This window comes from Pseudomonas sp. TWR3-1-1, from assembly GCF_049896545.1.
Classification (GTDB): domain Bacteria; phylum Pseudomonadota; class Gammaproteobacteria; order Pseudomonadales; family Pseudomonadaceae; genus Aquipseudomonas; species Aquipseudomonas weihenstephanensis.
The window spans coordinates 40,978-58,216 of the sequence record NZ_JAFCUO010000001.1 but is presented as its reverse complement, the minus strand read 5'-3'; the positions used below and the strand labels follow the sequence as shown (position 1 = coordinate 58,216).

The following is a 17,239-nucleotide window of genomic DNA, read 5'->3' as shown; positions in this document are numbered from 1 at the left end:
GACGGGAAACACCCGGTCTTTATTCGGAGGGCACGTATTCTACAACTTCCAGATCGAAACCGGATATGGCGTTGAACTTCATTGGTGAACTCATCAGGCGCATTTTACGCACACCAAGGTCACGCAGGATCTGCGAACCGGCACCCACGATGCTGTAAGTGGTCGGTTTTTTCACTGGCGCAGCGTCGGCAGTTTCGCGGATGTGCGCCAGCAGCACGTCACCGTCCAGCGGATGGCCCAGCAGCAATACAACCCCGCTACCGGCCTGTGCCACGGCACTCATGGCGGCGCGCAGGCTCCAGCGGCCGGGCTGCTTGACCATCAGCAGATCGCGCAGCGGGTCCATGTTGTGCACCCGTACCAGCGTCGGTTCTTCAGCGCAGATCTTGCCCAGGGTCAGCGCCATGTGCACATCACCTTCGACTGAATCACGATAGGTCACCAAATTGAATTGGCCCAGTTCGCTGTCCAACGGCTGCTCGGCAATCCGCTGAACGGTACGTTCGTGGATCATGCGGTAGTGGATCAGGTCGGCAATGGTGCCGATTTTGATGCCATGTTCAGCCGCAAATGTTTCAAGCTGCGGGCGACGGGACATCGTGCCGTCGTCATTCATCACTTCGCAGATCACGCCGCTGGGTTCGAAACCGGCCATGCGCGCCAGGTCGCAGGCGGCTTCGGTGTGACCGGCGCGGGCCAGAGTGCCACCCGCCTGGGCCATCAGCGGGAAGATGTGGCCGGGGCTGACGATGTCTTCGGCCTTGGCATCTTTGGCAGAGGCCGCTTGCACGGTGCGGGCGCGGTCAGCGGCAGAAATGCCCGTGGTGACGCCGGTCGCCGCTTCAATGGAAACAGTGAACTTGGTGCCGAAACCCGAACCGTTGCGCGGTGCCATCAAGGGCAACTTGAGCAGCTCGCAGCGCTCGCGGGTCATTGGCATACAGATCAAGCCACGGGCGAAGCGCGCCATGAAGTTGATGTGCTCGGCCTTGCAGCACTCGGCGGCCATGATTAGGTCGCCTTCGTTTTCGCGGTCTTCGTCATCCATGAGGATGACCATCTTGCCTTGGCGGATGTCTTCAACCAGTTCTTCGATGCTGTTGAGCGCCACGCGGCACCCCCTTAAGTCAGGATTTGAGGTAGCCGTTGGCGGCCAGAAAACTTTCGCTGATGGTGCTGCCCTGGGTCGGCTCGGCGGCTTTGTCGCCCAGCAACAAACGCTCCAGGTAACGCGCCAGCAGGTCAACTTCAAGGTTTACCCGGCGGCCAGGGCGGTAGTCGCCCATGATGGTTTCAGTCAGGGTATGCGGGATGATGGTCAGCGAGAATTCGGCGCCATTGACCGAGTTCACGGTCAGGCTGGTGCCGTCTACCGTGATCGAGCCTTTATGGGCGATGTACTTGGCCAGCGCTTTGGGTGCACGGATACGGAACTCAATGGCGCGGGCGTTCTCCTCACGGAAGATCACTTCGCCCACGCCGTCCACGTGGCCACTTACCAAATGGCCGCCCAGACGTGTGGTCGGGGTCAGGGCCTTTTCCAGGTTGACCCGGCTGCCCGTTTTCAAATCATTGAACGCGGTGCAGTCCAGCGTTTCGCGACTGACATCGGCCATAAAACCATTGCCCGGCAACTCAACCGCGGTCAGGCACACGCCGTTGATCGCGATGCTGTCGCCCAGCTTGACGTCGCTCAGGTCGAGCTTGCCGGTGTCTACATAAACCCGTACATCGCCACCTTTTGGGGTCAGTGCACGGATGTTGCCGATGGATTCGATAATGCCGGTAAACATGGCGTTCCCCTTGAGAACCAAGCCTGCGTAAAACGGAGGCTGAGAATTATACGCTCGCTGATGGCACAGGTATGGCAGTGACTCGCCAGTCATCCCCCACCGCGCGCATTTCGATGATCTTGAGTTCGCTCGCTTCGCTCATGCGGGTCAACGGCAGCTCCAGCAAGGGACGGGCCGTCGAACCCAAAAACTTGGCTGCGATGAAAATCTGATACTCGTCCACCAGGCCCTGTTCGGCAAATGCACCCGCCAGACGAGGACCGGCTTCAACCAGCACTTCGTTGACATCGCGGGCGGCCAGCGCCAACAGCAACTGACGCAGATCGATCTGACCGTTCTCGCCTGGAATCACCAGGCACTCGGGGCCTGTGCGGTATTGTTCGGCAGGCGGCACACAGGTGGCGACCAGCGCGGGTCCGGCCTTGAAGAACGGTGCATCCAGCGGCACGCGCAAGCGCCCGTCGATCAACACGCGCAGCGGCGCACGACTCATGGCCAGCGCGGTCTGCTCGGCATCCAGCCCCAGCTCATCGGCACGCACCGTTAAACGGGCGCCATCGGCCAGTACCGTGTCGGCACCGGTTATCACCACGCTGGCTTGCGCGCGCAAGCGCTGCACCGCAGAACGTGCGGCAGGCCCGGTGATCCATTGGCTCTCACCGCTGGCCATCGCGGTGCGCCCGTCCAGGCTCATTGCCAGCTTGACCCGCACAAACGGCAGGCCATGCTCCATGCGCTTGAGAAAGCCCTGGTTCAAGGCCCGCGCTTGAGATTCCAGCACGCCGCACCGCACCTCAATGCCAGCATCGGCCAAACGCTTGAGGCCACGCCCTGCGACTTCCGGGTTTGGGTCTTGCATGGCGGCCACCACGCGGGCGACCCCGGCATTGACCAAGCCTTCGGCGCACGGCGGGGTGCGCCCGTGATGACTGCACGGCTCAAGGGTGACGTAGGCCGTCGCCCCGCGAGCCAGTGCTCCGGCGGCCCGCAAGGCGTGGACCTCGGCGTGCGGCTCACCCGCACGCACATGCCAGCCTTCGCCGACGATCTGGCCGTCACGCACGATGACGCAACCCACACGAGGGTTGGGGTGGGTGGTGTACAGCCCCTTACGGGCCAGCTCGATGGCACGCGCCATGTAATGGGCGTCTAAAACCAGTTGCTCAGTGGACACAATCACTCCTTTGAAGGCTCACGGGCAAGGCGGTCGATCTCTTCGCGGAACTCATTGAGGTCCTGGAAGCGTCGATAAACAGAGGCAAAACGGATGTAGGCCACTTCGTCGAGCTTTTGCAGCTCGCCCATGACCAGCTCACCCACGACCAGCGATTTGACTTCGCGTTCGCCGGTGGCGCGCAGCCTGCTTTTGATATGGGCCAGCGCCGCTTCAAGACGCTCGACACTCACCGGACGTTTTTCCAGCGCACGCTGCATGCCGGCGCGCAGTTTTTCTTCGTCGAACGGCTGACGACTGCCGTCTTGCTTGATAAGGCGGGGTAAGACCAACTCAGCTGTTTCAAAGGTGGTGAAACGCTCACCACAGGCCAGGCATTCACGCCGGCGGCGCACCTGATCGCCCTCGGCGACCAGACGCGAGTCGATGACTTTAGTGTCGTTGGCACCGCAGAAGGGACAGTGCATGGTGGCAGGCAACAAAAAATGGGGAGCGCCATGGTAGCGCATCCCACTGGCAAGACAAGCCATAGGCTTTACGGTATACAGTCCGCCTACTACGTTTTACACAATCTGATACAACGACTGACCTGCCGCTGGAGCCCACTATGTCGCTACGAACGCTTGTTTTGCTGTGCCTCGCCAGTTTGCTGGTCGCCTGTAGCAGTGAGCCGCCAAAGTCGGCACAACCCCAGGTGCTGGCGCAGCCAAAAACCGATGCCCCGGCCGATCTTGGCCCCCTGCCCGCCTATCAGCGTGAATTGAGTGGCGTGCTGACCGGCGTACCGGCTGGCGCAGAAGTCGAGTTGGCAATGCTGATCGTGGATGAACGCGGACGTCCTCAAGGGCTGATGGCCAGCAGCAAGATCATCGGCAATAACCAGCCACTGCCGTTCAAGCTGCGATTCAACCCGCAAGCGTTTCCGGCCGGGGCACGGGTGGAACTGCGCGGGCGCGCCAGTCAGTCCGGGCAACTGATTCTGCACCTGCCGTCGCGCATCATCGGCCAACCCGCGACCCAGGCAATGGGCACCCTGGCACTCGTCAAAGCGCCATGAACACACCGGTCGACCTGCAACAGTCATTAAGTGAGCTGCTGGGTGATGCGCGGCTGGTGGCCACCGATCTGCCTGGCACCTCACTCCAACTGTGGTTGATCGACGAGCACAACATGGACCGCGCCTTCACCCCGGACGAAACCCGGCGCATTCTCTACGAGCCGCCCTACTGGGCCTTTTGCTGGGCCAGCGGCCTGGCATTGGCGCGGTATCTGGCCGAACACCCGCAGTGGGTCAAAGGCAAGCGCGTGCTGGATTTTGGCTCCGGTTCGGGGGTGGCGGCCATTGCCGCGGCCAAGGCCGGCGCGCTGCAAGTGCTGGCGTGTGATCTGGACCCATTGGCGCTGGCTGCCTGTCGAGCCAACGCTGAACTGAATAATGTGCAACTGAGTTATTGCAGCGACTTTTTTGCCGAGGCAGACCGCTTTGATCTGATTCTGGTGGCCGACGTACTCTACGACCGGGAAAACCTGCCGCTGCTGGATCAATTTTTGACCCGAGGGCTGCAGGCATTGGTGGCTGATTCGCGGGTGCGCGACTTTAAACATCCGCTGTACCGGCAACTGGCAACGCTCAGGGCATTGACCTTGCCCGACCTGGCCGAACCCCATGAGTTTCGCCAAGTGAGCCTGTATCACGCGCAGCGCAGCAGTACGGCTTTCAGCGTGCCCGCACAGCCTTTATAGTTGCCCTCATTTACCTGTTTCGAGACCCGTAATGAATCAGCCAACCACGACTTTCAGCTTCGATGTGACCTCAGCAGACTTCGATAAACGCGTGATCGAAGCCTCTTTCGATCAGCCGGTGTTAGTCGATTTCTGGGCCGAATGGTGCGCACCGTGCAAAGTGATGCTGCCGATCCTGGAACACATTGCCGAGGACTACCAAGGCGAGCTGCTGCTGGCCAAAGTCAATTGCGACATTGAACAGGACATCGTGGGACGCATCGGTATCCAGACCCTGCCCACGGTGGTGCTGTTCAAGGATGGCAAAGTCGTCGACGGGTTTCAGGAAGCACAGCCGGAGTCCGCCATTCGCGCAATGCTTGAACCCCATGTCGAAATGCCTGCCCCGCCCGCCGAAGACCCGATGGTTCAGGCTCAGGCACTGTTTGCCGAAAGCCGTTTTGCCGAAGCCGAGGCGCTACTCAAACAGGTCCTGACCGAAGACAACACCCACGCCAAGGCGCTGATTTTGTATGGTCGCTGCCTGGCTGAGCGTGGCGAGCTGGCAGAAGCGCAAGCCGTACTCGACGCTGTAAAAAGCGATGAGCACAAAGCCGAGTTGGCGGGCGCCAAGGCGCAATTGACCTTTTTGAGCCAGGCCAAAGACCTGCCTGATGTCGCGGACTTGAAAACCCGCGTGGCGCAAAATCCGCAGGACGATGAAGCCGCCTACCAACTGGCCGTTCAGCAATTGGCCCGCCAGCAATATGAAGGCGCCCTCGAAGGTTTGCTTAAACTGTTTGTGCGCAATCGCAGCTACAACGAAGGCATTACGCACAAAACTTTGCTGCAAGTGTTCGACCTGCTGGGCAACGATCACCCGCTGGTGACCACTTACCGCCGCAAATTGTTTGCAGCGCTGTACTAAATCCGCACATCAACACGCAGGCTGCGATCGCTTGATCTTAAAAAGATCGCAGCCAACGCCTACGCCAAGTCGGGCGTGCATCCTGCTGGTTTATTCAACCCAGCTGTAAACCGGTGAGTCAGTGCCGCTGACCACTTTCACCTCGCTGCTGTGGCGCAACCGCACCAGCAAGCGCTTCCCGGCACCTGTACTGCCGGTCAGCGCTTGCAGTTGGGCGAGCAGTTGCGGGCCGGTCATCTGACCCGCCTGACGCAACAAATCCTTGGTCGCTTCCCACACGGCATCGTCTTGATTCGCAGGTTTGTGGGCAACGGCAACCGGAGCCGGTGCGTTAACGTTTAACTGCCCGCCCAGCTGCGCCCACTCCGCCTCATCCAGCTCTACCGTCAAATCCACTGGCCAGTCGCCAATTGTTCCGCGAATACGCACCATTACCCTGCTCCTGAAGTTTCATCAAGGCATGCTCCCACGCGTCTTGCGTAACGCCAAGCACACGGGCAAACTCTCGCAGCATTGTTATAAGATCACATAACAAGCCTTTCCCCCTTCTTAGCTGGAGTCATGCTATGCGCCGTTTGCTGCTTGCTTTGCCGTTTGCCCTGTTGCCGCTGGCTGTGGCGCATGCTGCTGAGGACCACGATCACGAACACGGCAGCCTGGCGCCGCATGAACACGGCGTTGCCAGCTTGAACGTGGCGCTTGATGGTCAAACACTGGAACTGGACCTCGACGGCCCGGCCATGAATCTGGTGGGGTTCGAGCACCTTGCCAGTACTGACGCTGACAAAGCCAAGGTCGCTGCCGCCCGCACCCAGCTGACCAATCCATTAGTGCTGTTCAGCGTGCCGAAAGCAGCCGGTTGCACAGTCGATGAACAAGAACTCAACAGCCCGTTATTCGACCCGGCCCCTGAAGAGCGCGTGAGTAAAACAGAGCATCACCACAGCGATATCGAAGCTCACTACGCGTTCACGTGCAGCCATCCTGAAGCACTGAAAACCCTGGATCTGGCGCAGTTTTTCAAGACATTCCCCGCCACCCACACATTCAAGGTACAACTGATCGGCCCAAGCGGTCAGCAGGCCGTGCAAGTGACGGCCAAAGCAGCGACGCTCACGTTCTAAACGGGTACAGGCGCGAGCTTGCCTTGCGCCTCTAGGCCCTTCCATCACCTTGCAGGCGACCCTGACTCCCCATGACCCACGCACTCATCGAACTGAGCGACCTGAGTTTTAATTGGCCGGGCCACCCCGTGCTGCTGGATATTCCTCAGTTCCGCCTGCAAGCGGGCGAAACCCTGTTCCTCAAAGGCCCCAGCGGCAGTGGTAAAACCACGTTGCTGGGCTTGCTCGGCGGTGTGCAAAAAGCCAATCGCGGGACGATCCGTTTGCTGGGCCAGGCACTCAGCGAACTCGGGGCGGGCGCACGGGACCGGTTTCGCGTCGATCACACCGGTTATATTTTTCAGCAATTCAATTTGCTGCCCTTTTTGTCAGTGCGCGAAAACGTTGAGTTGCCGTGTCACTTTTCCAAACTGCGCGCCAGCCGTGCCACCCAACGCCACGGTAGCGTTGATAAAGCGGCGCAAACCTTGCTCGCCCATTTGGGCCTTAAAGATCCCGCGTTGCTGGAGCGCCGTGCCGACTCGCTGTCCATCGGCCAGCAACAACGGGTGGCCGCCGCCCGCGCCCTGATCGGCCAACCCGAACTGGTGATCGCCGATGAGCCCACCTCGGCCCTCGATGCCGATGCCCGCGAAGCGTTTATCCAATTGTTGTTCGCCGAATGCCGCGAGGCCGGAGCCAGCTTGCTGTTTGTCAGTCACGACCAGAGCCTGGCCCCGCTGTTTGATCGCAACCTGTCGCTGTCTGAACTCAATCGTGCCGCCACGACGGCAGAGGTCTGAGATGTATTTGTTTCGTCTTGCGCTGGCCAGCCTGGCTAACCGCCGTTTTACCGCGTTACTGACAGCATTCGCGATTGCCCTGTCTGTGTGTTTGTTGCTGGCAGTGGAGCGGGTTCGAACGGAGGCCCGCAGCAGTTTTGCCAGCACCATCAGCGGCACGGACCTGATCGTCGGCGCACGTTCGGGGTCGGTCAATTTGCTGCTGTATTCGGTGTTTCGCATCGGCAATGCCACCAACAACATCCGCTGGGACAGCTTTGAACACTTCGCCAATAACCCTAAGGTGAAGTGGGCAATCCCCATGTCGTTGGGCGACTCCCATCGCGGCTACCGGGTGATGGGCACCAGCGAGGCGTACTTTGAGCATTATCAGTACGGCCATCGGCAAAACCTTGAGCTGGCCACTGGCCGCGCCTTTGCTACCGATCCGTTTGAAGTGGTGCTGGGGGCTGAGGTCGCGCAGGCGTTGCACTATAAATTAGGCGACAAACTGGTGTTGGCGCATGGCGTCGCCGCCGTGAGCCTGGTCAAGCACGACGATAAACCGTTTACCGTGGTCGGCATTCTCAAGCGCACCGGCACCCCGGTCGACCGCACGCTGCACATCAGCCTCGGCGGCATGGAAGCCATTCACATCGACTGGCATAACGGCGTGCCTGCTCGCGGCGCAGGCCGCATTACGGCTGATCAGGCCCGCAACATGGACCTCACGCCGCAGGCCATTACCGCCTTTATGCTGGGGTTGAACAGCAAAATTTCGACCTTTGCCCTGCAACGTGAAATCAATGAATTTCGCGGCGAACCGATGATGGCAATTTTGCCCGGCGTGGCCCTGCAAGAACTCTGGAGTTTGATGAGTACCGCTGAAAAGGCCCTGTTTGTGGTCTCGTTGTTTGTGGTGCTGACCGGGTTGATTGGCATGCTCACCGCCATTTTGACCAGCCTCAATGAGCGGCGCCGCGAGATGGCGATTTTGCGTTCAGTGGGTGCCCGCCCTTGGCACATTGCCACTTTGCTGGTGTTTGAAGCGCTGGCGTTGGCATTGGCTGGCGTAGTTGCAGGTGTGGCGTTGTTGTATGTGAGTATCGCCGTGGCCCAAGGCTACGTGCAGTCGAACTACGGGCTGTATTTGCCGTTGGCCTGGCCGAGTGAATATGAATGGACCTTGCTCGCAGGTATTCTGGCAGCCGCCCTGTTGATGGGCTGCGTGCCCGCCTGGCGCGCTTACCGACAATCGCTGGCCGATGGTCTGTCCATTCGCTTATGAGCATGTGCCTATGAATCGCTCTGTATTGCCGCGCGCGCTGCTCGCACTGTTGCTGCTGGTGTCCGCTCCACTGTGGGCGGCTGAACCGAAGGAATTGACCTGGTCTGAGATGATCCCGCCGGATGCGCCGCCCGAAGTGGCGGACATGGCGCCGATGCACGATCTGTCGCAACTGGGCAACCTTGATCCGGAGGCAGCACCTGCGGCCAAACAGGGCATGCCCAATGCACCGGTGGTGCCTGCGCTGGACGGTCAGCACATTCGCCTGCCGGGTTATATCGTGCCGCTTGAGGTGAATGAAGAAGGGCGCACCACGGACTTTTTGCTGGTGCCGTACTACGGCGCCTGCATTCATGTCCCGCCTCCGCCGTCGAATCAGATCGTGCATGTCACCAGCAAAGTCGGGGTCAAGCTCGATGAGCTGTACCAACCGTACTGGATCGAAGGCGCGATGCAGGTCAAGCCCAGCACCAGCGAACTGGCTGATGCCGGTTACCAGATGGATGCGCAGAAAATCTACGTCTACGAACTGCCGGAATAGTCCCTCGTCGCCGTTGCCGAAGGCGACGTCCGATGGCCAAGCGATCGTAAACCCGAAGACTGCGGTGCTGGTGAAGCGCTACGTTGGAGGGTTAAGCGAGCGCATATTTGGGTGTTGGTTCACGAAATTTTCACAATTTTTCCGGTCTTCACCGTTTCATTGAGCTGGGTCAACAGAGGTGCACAGGGCGCTCACTACCATTGGTTATATAAATTTTAAATATCCAATTGGAGCTCCCATGCACAAGTCTTTGCTCAGCGTAGCGGCCCTCGCCCTCGCCGTCGTTGCCCCGCTTGCTCACGCGCACACTGAAGGCGACATCATCGTCCGTGCCGGTGCAATCACGGTTAACCCGAAAGCCGACAGCTCCAGCGTCAAAGTGGACCAAGGTCCACTGTCGGGTACCGATCTGGGTGGCAAAGCGACCATGAGCAGCGACACGCAATTGGGTCTTAACTTTGCGTACATGGTCACCAACAACATCGGTATCGAATTGTTGGCAGCGACGCCGTTTGAGCATGACGTGAAACTCAAAGGCACCGGCCTTGATGCCGCCAACGGCAAACTCGGCTCCCTCAAGCACTTGCCGCCAACCTTGAGCGTTGTGTACTACCCGCTGGACTCCAAATCGGCGTTCCAACCGTACGTCGGTGCCGGTATCAACTACACCTGGATCTATGACGAACACGTCGGTAGCCGCGCCAACGCAGCAGGCTTCGACAACTTCAAAGCGAAAAACTCGTGGGGCATGGCGTGGCAGATCGGTGCTGACTACATGCTGACCGACAACATCATGATCAACGCCCAGGCACGCTACATCGACATCGATACCCGCGCCACCGTTGAAAACAACGGCGTTGCACCGGGCACCCGGGCCAAGGTCAACGTTGATGTAGACCCATGGGTTTACATGGTAGGCCTGGGTTACAAGTTCTAAGCCACCTCGCTAAATGCATTAAAAAACCAGAACCCCGTTAGCACAGGGTTCTGGTTTTTTATGACATCGCGAAACAGCCCACTCATTGATTACTTATGCTTGAAGCACCGTACACCGTGGTGATTTTAATCGGGTCCACGCAGTGCCCTTATTCGTAATATTTAAGTGTGCTCTCGGCTAGAAACGCTAGCCTGTTGTCCACTCAACGTTATCCGAGAAGGGTGAATCATTCCCCTCCAAATACGCGCGTACTGCAATCGCATTGCGTTCCCCCGGATTGCCTCGCAACGCCGTAAAAGCAATTTCAAACGGCCCCAAGTAATTCGCAAATCCATCCGTGCCAATGCTGCGTTCTGAATGATCCGCTAATGCATAAAAAATCCCGCACTTATGATGCGGGATTAATAGAGTGGGGACGGTCGACCTATAGTTAGCGGCTCAGCGCCCCAACAAACGCGCCAGCCCTTCACTCATCGGCGTGGTTTCACCCAAGGTGAATCGTTGCAATAAACGGCTGTTGTCGGCACGCGAATGGCGGATGTCGCCGGAACGCGGCGGGCCGTAGCTGATCGGCGGCAACTGGCCGACAACGTCGCTCAGTGCGGTGAGCATTTGCTTGAGGGTGTTGGCTTTGTTCAGGCCCACGTTAACCGCGCCCTCTTCAACGTGTTCAGCCTCGACGGCCTGCACCAGAATGTTGACCAGATCACCGACGTAGAAGAAATCGCGGGTTTGCTCGCCATCGCCAAAAATGGTGATAGGCAGGCCTTTTTCGGCGCGCTCACTGAAGATGCTGATCACGCCCGAGTACGGCGAAGACGGGTCTTGGCGTGGCCCGAAAACGTTGAAGAAGCGAAAGATCACAGGTTCCAGGCCGTGCTGGCGACGGTAGAAATCCAAATAGTATTCGCTGGCCAGCTTGTCGGATGCATAGGGCGTGAGCGGTGCTTTAGGCGTGTCTTCGACAATCGACTCACCTTCACCGTTGTTGCCGTAAACAGCAGCACTGGAGGCAAATACCACGCGCTTTACACCTGATTCACGCATGGCTTCGCACACGTTCAAGGTGCCGACGAAGTTGCTTTGGTGAGTGCGTACCGGGTCGTCTACCGAGGCTTGTACTGAAGCCACGGCTGCCAGATGCACAACGGCACGGCACCCGGCCATGACGTCGGCGACCAGCGCTGCATCTGCCACATCACCTTCAATCAGTTCTACGTTGGGATTGTCCAGAGGCAGGTTGCTGCGTTTGCCTGTGGACATGTCATCCAGGATTCGCACTGCGTAGCCCTTGGCCAGCAACGCGTCAACCAGATTGGAACCTATAAACCCGGCGCCGCCGGTGACGAGGATCGGGGCATCAGCCATGACGATAAAACCTGTCCAGTAGGATCGGGAGACCGGCACGCCAAGCGCGAGGTTTGATCCCGAAGGTGTGTAGGATTTTTTTACATGCCAGCACCGCGTGCTGTGGTTCTTCTGCTGCATCCGGCCGTGCGGCGTGCGCTTGTGGTGTAGGCGCTTCGATTGCCAACGGATGCAGGTTTCGCGCCTCGGCCAAAATCGCCTGACCAAGCGCCAGCGGAGTAGTGGCCTCATGCCCGGCGTAGTGGTAGGTGCCCCACAAGGGTGCCGAGCAATCCAGCTGCTTGAGCACCGAAATGATTACCCGCGCCGCATCATCGACTGGCGTGGGATTGCCGCGGCGATCATCGGCCATCAGCAACTCACCGGGTTTTTCAGCCTGAGCCAGAAAACGCCCCAGGGTGCCATCCGGGCTGTCATCGAGCAGCCAGCCGAAACGCAACAGCACGTGCTGCGGGCAAATGGCCCGCACACTCTGCTCGATCCGCCACAGCGCCTGACCACGCAACCCCAAGGGCACGGGTTCGTCTTTTTCGCTGTAGGCCGTGGCCCGCGAACCGTCGAAGACGCGATAACTGGAAGGTTGGAGCAAGGTGATGCTGTGATGCTGGCACAGTTCGGCCAACCGTTCGACGGCATGTTCCTGGGCAGCCAAGCGGGTTTCGCTGACTGACTGCGCCTGGAACCAGTCGAAGTAGTACGCAAGGTTGATAACGGCGTCCGGTCGGGTGTCGTCGAGCAGTTGCGTGAGACTCGCAGCGTCCCAGCCGTCTTGCGGCGGACGCGGGGCCAGGAAGTGGATGTCTTCCTCGGCACCCAGACGAATCAGCGCCTGCCCGAGAGCATTTCCGCCGCCCAATAACATAAGGCGCATTCGCATAGAGTGTGCAGGCTCAGTCTATTCAGAACGGTGATGTATACCAGAAAACCAACCGTGCAAGCTGTTGGCCATGATCAAGACTCCCGCATTTTGCGGGTTTATCAGCCTGTCGTCACTGACAAACTGCTCCCCAGGCGCGCAGCGGATCATTGCGACGATGGCGGCATATCGGTCAGCAATAGCGTAGACCGATGTGGCGCCCCGTCTGGCGCCGCAGATTGCGTCACTGCACCGACGGGGGCCAGCAGGGCCTGTGGATAGGTTTGCGCAAAATGAACGTCATCAGACTTATCCACAAGCTTTTTGAGCCGATCATTGAACGCACGGGTAATGGTGCTTTGCGCACCGGACATGGTCCGAAATTGGGCCGTCACGGTGACACCATCCAGGTTCATGCTATCGACGCCGAAGACGGTCAACGAACCTTGCAAGCTAAGACTGAGCAACGGGTCATCGCTGATTTGTCGGCCAGCGTCGCGAATCAGGACGGTGGCTTGGTCGATGTCCGTGGCATAAGTGAACTGCACCGAGAAGAAAGCGTAGGCAAATTGCCTGGAGTGATTGATGACTGCCTTGATCTGACCGAAAGGCACCGAGTGCACAAAACCGCGGCTGTCGCGCAGACGCAAGGTGCGAATGGTCAAACCTTCGACCGTACCCGCGTGGTTGGCGTCTACCACGACCCAATCGCCCACTGAAATGGTGTCTTCGATGATGATAAAAAGCCCGGTAATGACGTCTTGCACCAACTGCTGAGAACCAAAACCGATCGCCAGGCCAATCACCCCGGCACCCGCCAGGAAAGGCGCAACGTTGACCCCTAAATTGGCCATCGTGGTAATGGTGCAGACCACCACCAGTATCACTTTGATTGCATTGCGCATCAGCGGCAGGATGGTTTTGATCCGCGTACTCGGCTCACGGGCGCCGCGGCGATTGGTGGTGGGTTGCAGCGCTTGCTGGATGGCGGTGTCCAGCACCACCCAGGCCAGCCAGGTGACTAATAAAATCAGCAGGATATGCCCCAGTGAATCGCTGATAACCTTGCCGGTGTTGCTGTCCGAGGCAAACGCCAGCAGCGAAAAGCCCCAGATTTGCGCCAGCAATTCGATAAAGGTAACCGCCAGAGCGATGCGCAATAGCGCATACAGCACGGTCATCAAACGCTCTTTATACGCGCCACTGCGTTTTACCTCGGTGTGGAAGCCGTGATGCAAAATCGTGCTCATGAACACGGTGGCGATCAACAAGGCGCACGTCAGCAATGCATTGCGCATGGTCCGCTCACTGCCCTCCCCCACGCCCAACAATCCAAGCGCCGACACCAACAGCATCAGCAGGATCGGCCAGTACCACAGCACCGAAAAAATGCGCAATGACTCTTGTAGCGAGGGCTGGCCCACACGCTGCGCCAACGCCCGGTCGCGAATCAGGTGTGCGACAGGGCGACGCAATTTGACGGCTAAAAAAGCAAACACTGCGCACGCCAGTAACCCCGTCAGTACCGACAAGCAACTCGCAATGTTGCCGCCGATTTGTCGAGCAATTTGCGGGCTATTCATGGCGTCGCTGAAGGCGGCAAAAAAACCGATCAAAAATAAGGGCCGAAGAGAATATCGACGAATAATCTCTACCGCGCGTCGCTTGTGCCCTACATAAAACATCGCACTCAAGGACAGCACTAACGCGGCACAGAACACGCCCGCACTGCTGGCATACGAGAGGCTGAGGGCCAACGAGCGGCCAATGGAGTCTTGCAGCATGCGACTGGCATATAAGGTCAGCGGCAAGGCGATCAAAGCGGGCAGCAGGTAAGAAAGCGTGTAACGCGTCAATGTTTGCACACGCGGCCGTGGCCTCAGCCCACGGCTATTACACGCATGGCGAGCCAATACCCGCCCTCCCATGACCGCAGCGGCAAACACCGCCAGCCAGACAGCGGACAGCACCAAGAAGTCGCCTACACCACTCCAGGACGGATGCGACGCGACCTGTTCAACCAAAACACCGACTTCGTCCGCCGCTCGATCCGTGCGCAACCGCCACGCATCGAGCAGGTGCACGCTCATGCCCAGTTTTTCTTGCATCTCATCCATGCCCGCGCCCAAGGCTGCGAGCAAACCGCCGTCAACCAGCACCGGAGGCTTTCCATCAGACTCTTCAGCCTTGATTACGGAGGCCAGCGTGGGCGCTGCCTGCAAAAAGCCATTGCCGGTCAGCAGCAGGATGAACAGCAAACATACTGTTTTAAAAGAAGACAAAACCGGGGGAACCTCCTGAACGTCTGTTATCAACTGATCGAAATGCGCCAGCGAAGTTCGAATTTCAGCCGCCATATCTATTTTTCTGAGTACAGCGTAGTCAATCACCAGGAAGTGTTCGCACAAAAGGCGCAAAAGCATCTCACGCTGGACGCAGATAAAAGCCGCAAAGATCGGGGTATCTGCCTGCGCCTCAAGGCGCCAGCGCAGCCCCCAGCGCCTCAAGTAGAACGCTCACTTTAGGCTGGGCCTCTCGGCGCTTGAGCCACACCAGATTCACCGGCGACCCTTCGGTAGCCAAGTGCGCCAATACCTCCACCAGTTTTCCCTCTGCCAGTGGCTGCTTAACCAGCCAGGTCGGTAATTGAGCAATGCCATGACCTGCCAACACAGCGGCTACCTGCCCTTCACCGTCACCCACTGTGAGATGGGCAGGCAACAGCCGGCGCTCGCTGCCACCTTGCGGCCCCGCAAAATACCAAGGGTTGACCTGGCCATCTGCACGGCCATACATCACGCAGCGGTGGTGCTCCAGATCATGCGCAGTCTTGGGTGCTCCCTGCTTGAGCACATACGCGGGGGAGGCGCAAAAAACCAGCCGTTCGGTCCCCAAATAGCGCCGCCCCAAGGTGGGCGGCCATATGTTTGAGCCACCAATGCGCACCACGATGTCGATATCCTCTTCAACCGGGTCCACATAACGATCAGAAAACGAGATGTGCGGCACTAACAGTTCATGCGCTTCAACGCAGCGCAAAATAACCCCGAGCGCATGCAGGCGCCCGTAGGCCGCTGGCAGGTCGATGCGCACACGCCCCATGGGTTCCGTGTTGTGGGCATGAAGTGACAGTTCGGCCTCCTCCAGTTCACCCAGCACGTTGGTGCAGGTGCGATAGAACCTGACGCCCGCATCGGTCAGAGCCAGCCTGCGGGTAGTTCGATTAAACAGCCGGGTGTCCAACCGCGCTTCCAGACGGGTAATGGCTTTACTGATGGCTGAGCGAGTCACGTTCAGCCGCTCGGCCGCCGCCGTGAAACTGCCGGTTTCAGCTACGCAAACAAACACATCCAGACCTTTCAACCGCTCGGAAGAAAACATGACACCTCGCCATTGGGTAATTAAATTCACTCGATTGGGTATTTTATAGCCGCAATATGAATAAATTTCTCCAATAAGCTGTCGCCCTGATTTCAATAGAGCGATGCAACATGCCTTCTTCACAGACCCCTGCTGCGGTCCACAGTCCATCTCAACCTCGAACCGGGGTACAGATTGCAATCATGGCGATTGCGGCCTTTGTGATTGTGACAACCGAATTTTTAATCATCGGCCTACTGCCCGCGCTGGCTCGTGACCTGGCCATTTCCGTGACTCTGGCGGGACAGTTAGTCACGTTATTTGCCTTCACGGTGATGCTGTTTGGCCCCATTTTGACAGCGCGGCTAGCGCATATTGATCGGCGCAAGCTGTTCACTTTCATCGTGCTGGTGTTTGCGGCATCCAATGCATTGGCAGCCGTGTCGGTCAATATCTGGGTCATGGCGATAGCCCGTTTTATTCCCGCGCTGCTGTTGCCGGTGTTTTGGGGCACCGCCAGCGAAACCGCTGGGCAACTGGCCGGCCCGGCGCATGCCGGCAAGGCCATCGCCAATGTGTACATGGGTATTTCGGCAGCGCTGGTATTTGGCATTCCGTTGGGCACGCTGGCCGCAGATGCTGTCGGATGGCGTGGCAGTTTTTGGATCTTGGCGGCCCTGTGCCTGTTGATCGCAGGACTGATGCTCACCTGCATGCCGACACTGCCTTCTGCGCCACAACGCACCACGGCAGACAAACAAACACAGATCCTCAAAGACCCGCGCTTTATCGGCCACATCGCACTCTCAATACTGACCTTTACAGCGATGTTTACCGCTTATACCTACCTGGCAGACACCCTTGAGAGCCTGGCTGGCATTGCGCCCCGTCACGTGGGTTGGTGGCTCATGGGCTTTGGTGCTGTAGGCATGCTGGGTAACCATATCGGCGGGCGTCTTGTTGATCGCAGCCCGCTGGGGTCCAGTGTGTTGTTCCTGACATTACTGGCGGCCGGCATGCTGGCAGCCACTCCCCTCGCGTCACAGCACACGGGGCTGATTGTTGCGCTGGTGGTGTGGGGCATCGCCTACACGGCCCTGTTTCCGATCTGCCAGGTTCGCGTCATGCGCGCGGGCGCCAAGGCTCAAGCCTTAGCGGCATCCTTGAACATTTCGGCAGCCAATGCGGGCATCGGTTTGGGCGCAATCGTGGGAGGCCTCGGGATTGAGCACTATGGGCTCCAATCGCTGGGCATGATCTCAGCAGGCATTGCCGCGACGGCTATAGGCTTGGCCTTGCTGTTGATGCGACGCCCATAAACCGCGCAAATAAAAAGGCCGGTCACTGAGAAAGTGACCGGCCTTTTAAGCGTTCAGCGTGCGTGAGT

The 17,239-nt window shown here is 58.7% G+C and carries 18 protein-coding genes; 9 read left to right on the top strand and 9 right to left on the bottom strand.

Annotated elements, in window-relative coordinates; genetic code table 11:
* Positions 1-19: 19 nt before the first annotated feature.
* Genes ribBA through nrdR form a run of 4 tightly spaced genes read right to left on the bottom strand, consistent with a single transcriptional unit; the run spans position 20 to position 3,434 of the window.
* Positions 20-1,111, bottom strand: a complete 1,092-nt coding sequence (gene ribBA / locus ACP7A4_RS00355; protein WP_059763751.1) for a bifunctional 3,4-dihydroxy-2-butanone-4-phosphate synthase/GTP cyclohydrolase II — start codon at positions 1,109-1,111, stop codon at positions 20-22.
* A gap of 16 nt (positions 1,112-1,127) precedes the next feature.
* Positions 1,128-1,793: a riboflavin synthase gene (locus ACP7A4_RS00350; protein ID WP_059763749.1), complete on the bottom strand. Its 666-nt coding sequence runs from the start codon at positions 1,791-1,793 to the stop codon at positions 1,128-1,130.
* Positions 1,794-1,839: 46 nt separating this feature from the next.
* A complete protein-coding gene (gene ribD / locus ACP7A4_RS00345) occupies positions 1,840-2,931 on the bottom strand; it encodes a bifunctional diaminohydroxyphosphoribosylaminopyrimidine deaminase/5-amino-6-(5-phosphoribosylamino)uracil reductase RibD (protein ID WP_426245856.1) in 1,092 nt (363 codons plus the stop codon).
* Positions 2,932-2,969: 38 nt separating this feature from the next.
* Positions 2,970-3,434 carry a transcriptional regulator NrdR gene (gene nrdR, locus ACP7A4_RS00340; protein WP_165599938.1) on the bottom strand — a complete coding sequence of 155 codons (465 nt, stop codon included), beginning with the start codon at positions 3,432-3,434 and terminating at the stop codon, positions 2,970-2,972.
* 140 nt (positions 3,435-3,574) lie between these two features.
* Between nrdR and ACP7A4_RS00335 the strand changes: the two genes are divergently transcribed.
* Genes ACP7A4_RS00335 through ACP7A4_RS00325 form a run of 3 tightly spaced genes read left to right on the top strand, consistent with a single transcriptional unit; the run spans position 3,575 to position 5,617 of the window.
* The gene (locus tag ACP7A4_RS00335; protein WP_059763747.1) at positions 3,575-4,024 is read left to right on the top strand and encodes a YbaY family lipoprotein; all 450 of its coding nucleotides are present in this window, start codon (positions 3,575-3,577) and stop codon (positions 4,022-4,024) included.
* Positions 4,021-4,710: a class I SAM-dependent methyltransferase gene (locus tag ACP7A4_RS00330; protein WP_426245051.1), complete on the top strand. Its 690-nt coding sequence runs from the start codon at positions 4,021-4,023 to the stop codon at positions 4,708-4,710. The genes ACP7A4_RS00335 and ACP7A4_RS00330 overlap by 4 nt, the downstream gene beginning before the upstream one ends.
* 31 nt (positions 4,711-4,741) lie before the next feature.
* Positions 4,742-5,617 (top strand): thioredoxin family protein, encoded by an 876-nt coding sequence (locus ACP7A4_RS00325; RefSeq protein ID WP_059763743.1) that lies wholly within the window; start codon positions 4,742-4,744, stop codon positions 5,615-5,617.
* 90 nt (positions 5,618-5,707) lie between these two features.
* On the opposite strand, the gene ACP7A4_RS00320 is transcribed toward ACP7A4_RS00325, so the two are convergent.
* On the bottom strand, positions 5,708-6,049 hold the full coding sequence (locus ACP7A4_RS00320) for a hypothetical protein (protein WP_059763741.1): 342 nt from the start codon (positions 6,047-6,049) through the stop codon (positions 5,708-5,710).
* A gap of 134 nt (positions 6,050-6,183) precedes the next feature.
* Here ACP7A4_RS00320 and ACP7A4_RS00315 point away from each other — a divergent pair, with 134 nt between their 5' ends.
* The 5 genes from ACP7A4_RS00315 to ACP7A4_RS00295 all read left to right on the top strand — a co-directional run bounded on the left by ACP7A4_RS00315 (position 6,184) and on the right by ACP7A4_RS00295 (position 10,268).
* Complete coding sequence (locus ACP7A4_RS00315) at positions 6,184-6,741, top strand: DUF2796 domain-containing protein (RefSeq protein ID WP_059763739.1); 558 nt, start codon at positions 6,184-6,186, stop codon at positions 6,739-6,741.
* A 71-nt stretch (positions 6,742-6,812) separates the two neighbouring features.
* Positions 6,813-7,523: an ABC transporter ATP-binding protein gene (locus tag ACP7A4_RS00310; RefSeq protein WP_048362328.1), complete on the top strand. Its 711-nt coding sequence runs from the start codon at positions 6,813-6,815 to the stop codon at positions 7,521-7,523.
* A gap of 1 nt (position 7,524) precedes the next feature.
* The gene (locus tag ACP7A4_RS00305; protein ID WP_048401530.1) at positions 7,525-8,790 is read left to right on the top strand and encodes an ABC transporter permease; all 1,266 of its coding nucleotides are present in this window, start codon (positions 7,525-7,527) and stop codon (positions 8,788-8,790) included.
* A gap of 10 nt (positions 8,791-8,800) precedes the next feature.
* Positions 8,801-9,331, top strand: a complete 531-nt coding sequence (locus ACP7A4_RS00300; protein ID WP_059763735.1) for a DUF3299 domain-containing protein — start codon at positions 8,801-8,803, stop codon at positions 9,329-9,331.
* A gap of 238 nt (positions 9,332-9,569) precedes the next feature.
* Complete coding sequence (locus tag ACP7A4_RS00295) at positions 9,570-10,268, top strand: OmpW/AlkL family protein (RefSeq protein ID WP_059763733.1); 699 nt, start codon at positions 9,570-9,572, stop codon at positions 10,266-10,268.
* 438 nt (positions 10,269-10,706) lie between these two features.
* Here the strand turns inward: ACP7A4_RS00295 and ACP7A4_RS00290 are convergent, their stop codons facing one another.
* From ACP7A4_RS00290 to ACP7A4_RS00275, 4 genes are all read right to left on the bottom strand, one after another.
* The gene (locus tag ACP7A4_RS00290; protein ID WP_426245046.1) at positions 10,707-11,636 is read right to left on the bottom strand and encodes an NAD-dependent epimerase/dehydratase family protein; all 930 of its coding nucleotides are present in this window, start codon (positions 11,634-11,636) and stop codon (positions 10,707-10,709) included.
* Positions 11,629-12,513 carry a sugar nucleotide-binding protein gene (locus tag ACP7A4_RS00285; protein WP_082706807.1) on the bottom strand — a complete coding sequence of 295 codons (885 nt, stop codon included), beginning with the start codon at positions 12,511-12,513 and terminating at the stop codon, positions 11,629-11,631. Before ACP7A4_RS00285 ends, ACP7A4_RS00290 begins: the two co-directional genes overlap by 8 nt.
* Before the next feature lie 146 nt (positions 12,514-12,659).
* Positions 12,660-14,774, bottom strand: a complete 2,115-nt coding sequence (locus ACP7A4_RS00280; RefSeq protein ID WP_059764009.1) for a mechanosensitive ion channel family protein — start codon at positions 14,772-14,774, stop codon at positions 12,660-12,662.
* 193 nt (positions 14,775-14,967) lie between these two features.
* A complete protein-coding gene (locus ACP7A4_RS00275; RefSeq protein ID WP_059763728.1) occupies positions 14,968-15,873 on the bottom strand; it encodes a LysR family transcriptional regulator in 906 nt (301 codons plus the stop codon).
* Positions 15,874-15,983: 110 nt separating this feature from the next.
* Between ACP7A4_RS00275 and ACP7A4_RS00270 the strand changes: the two genes are divergently transcribed.
* The gene (locus ACP7A4_RS00270) at positions 15,984-17,171 is read left to right on the top strand and encodes an MFS transporter (protein WP_426245043.1); all 1,188 of its coding nucleotides are present in this window, start codon (positions 15,984-15,986) and stop codon (positions 17,169-17,171) included.
* Positions 17,172-17,239 lie beyond the last annotated feature (68 nt).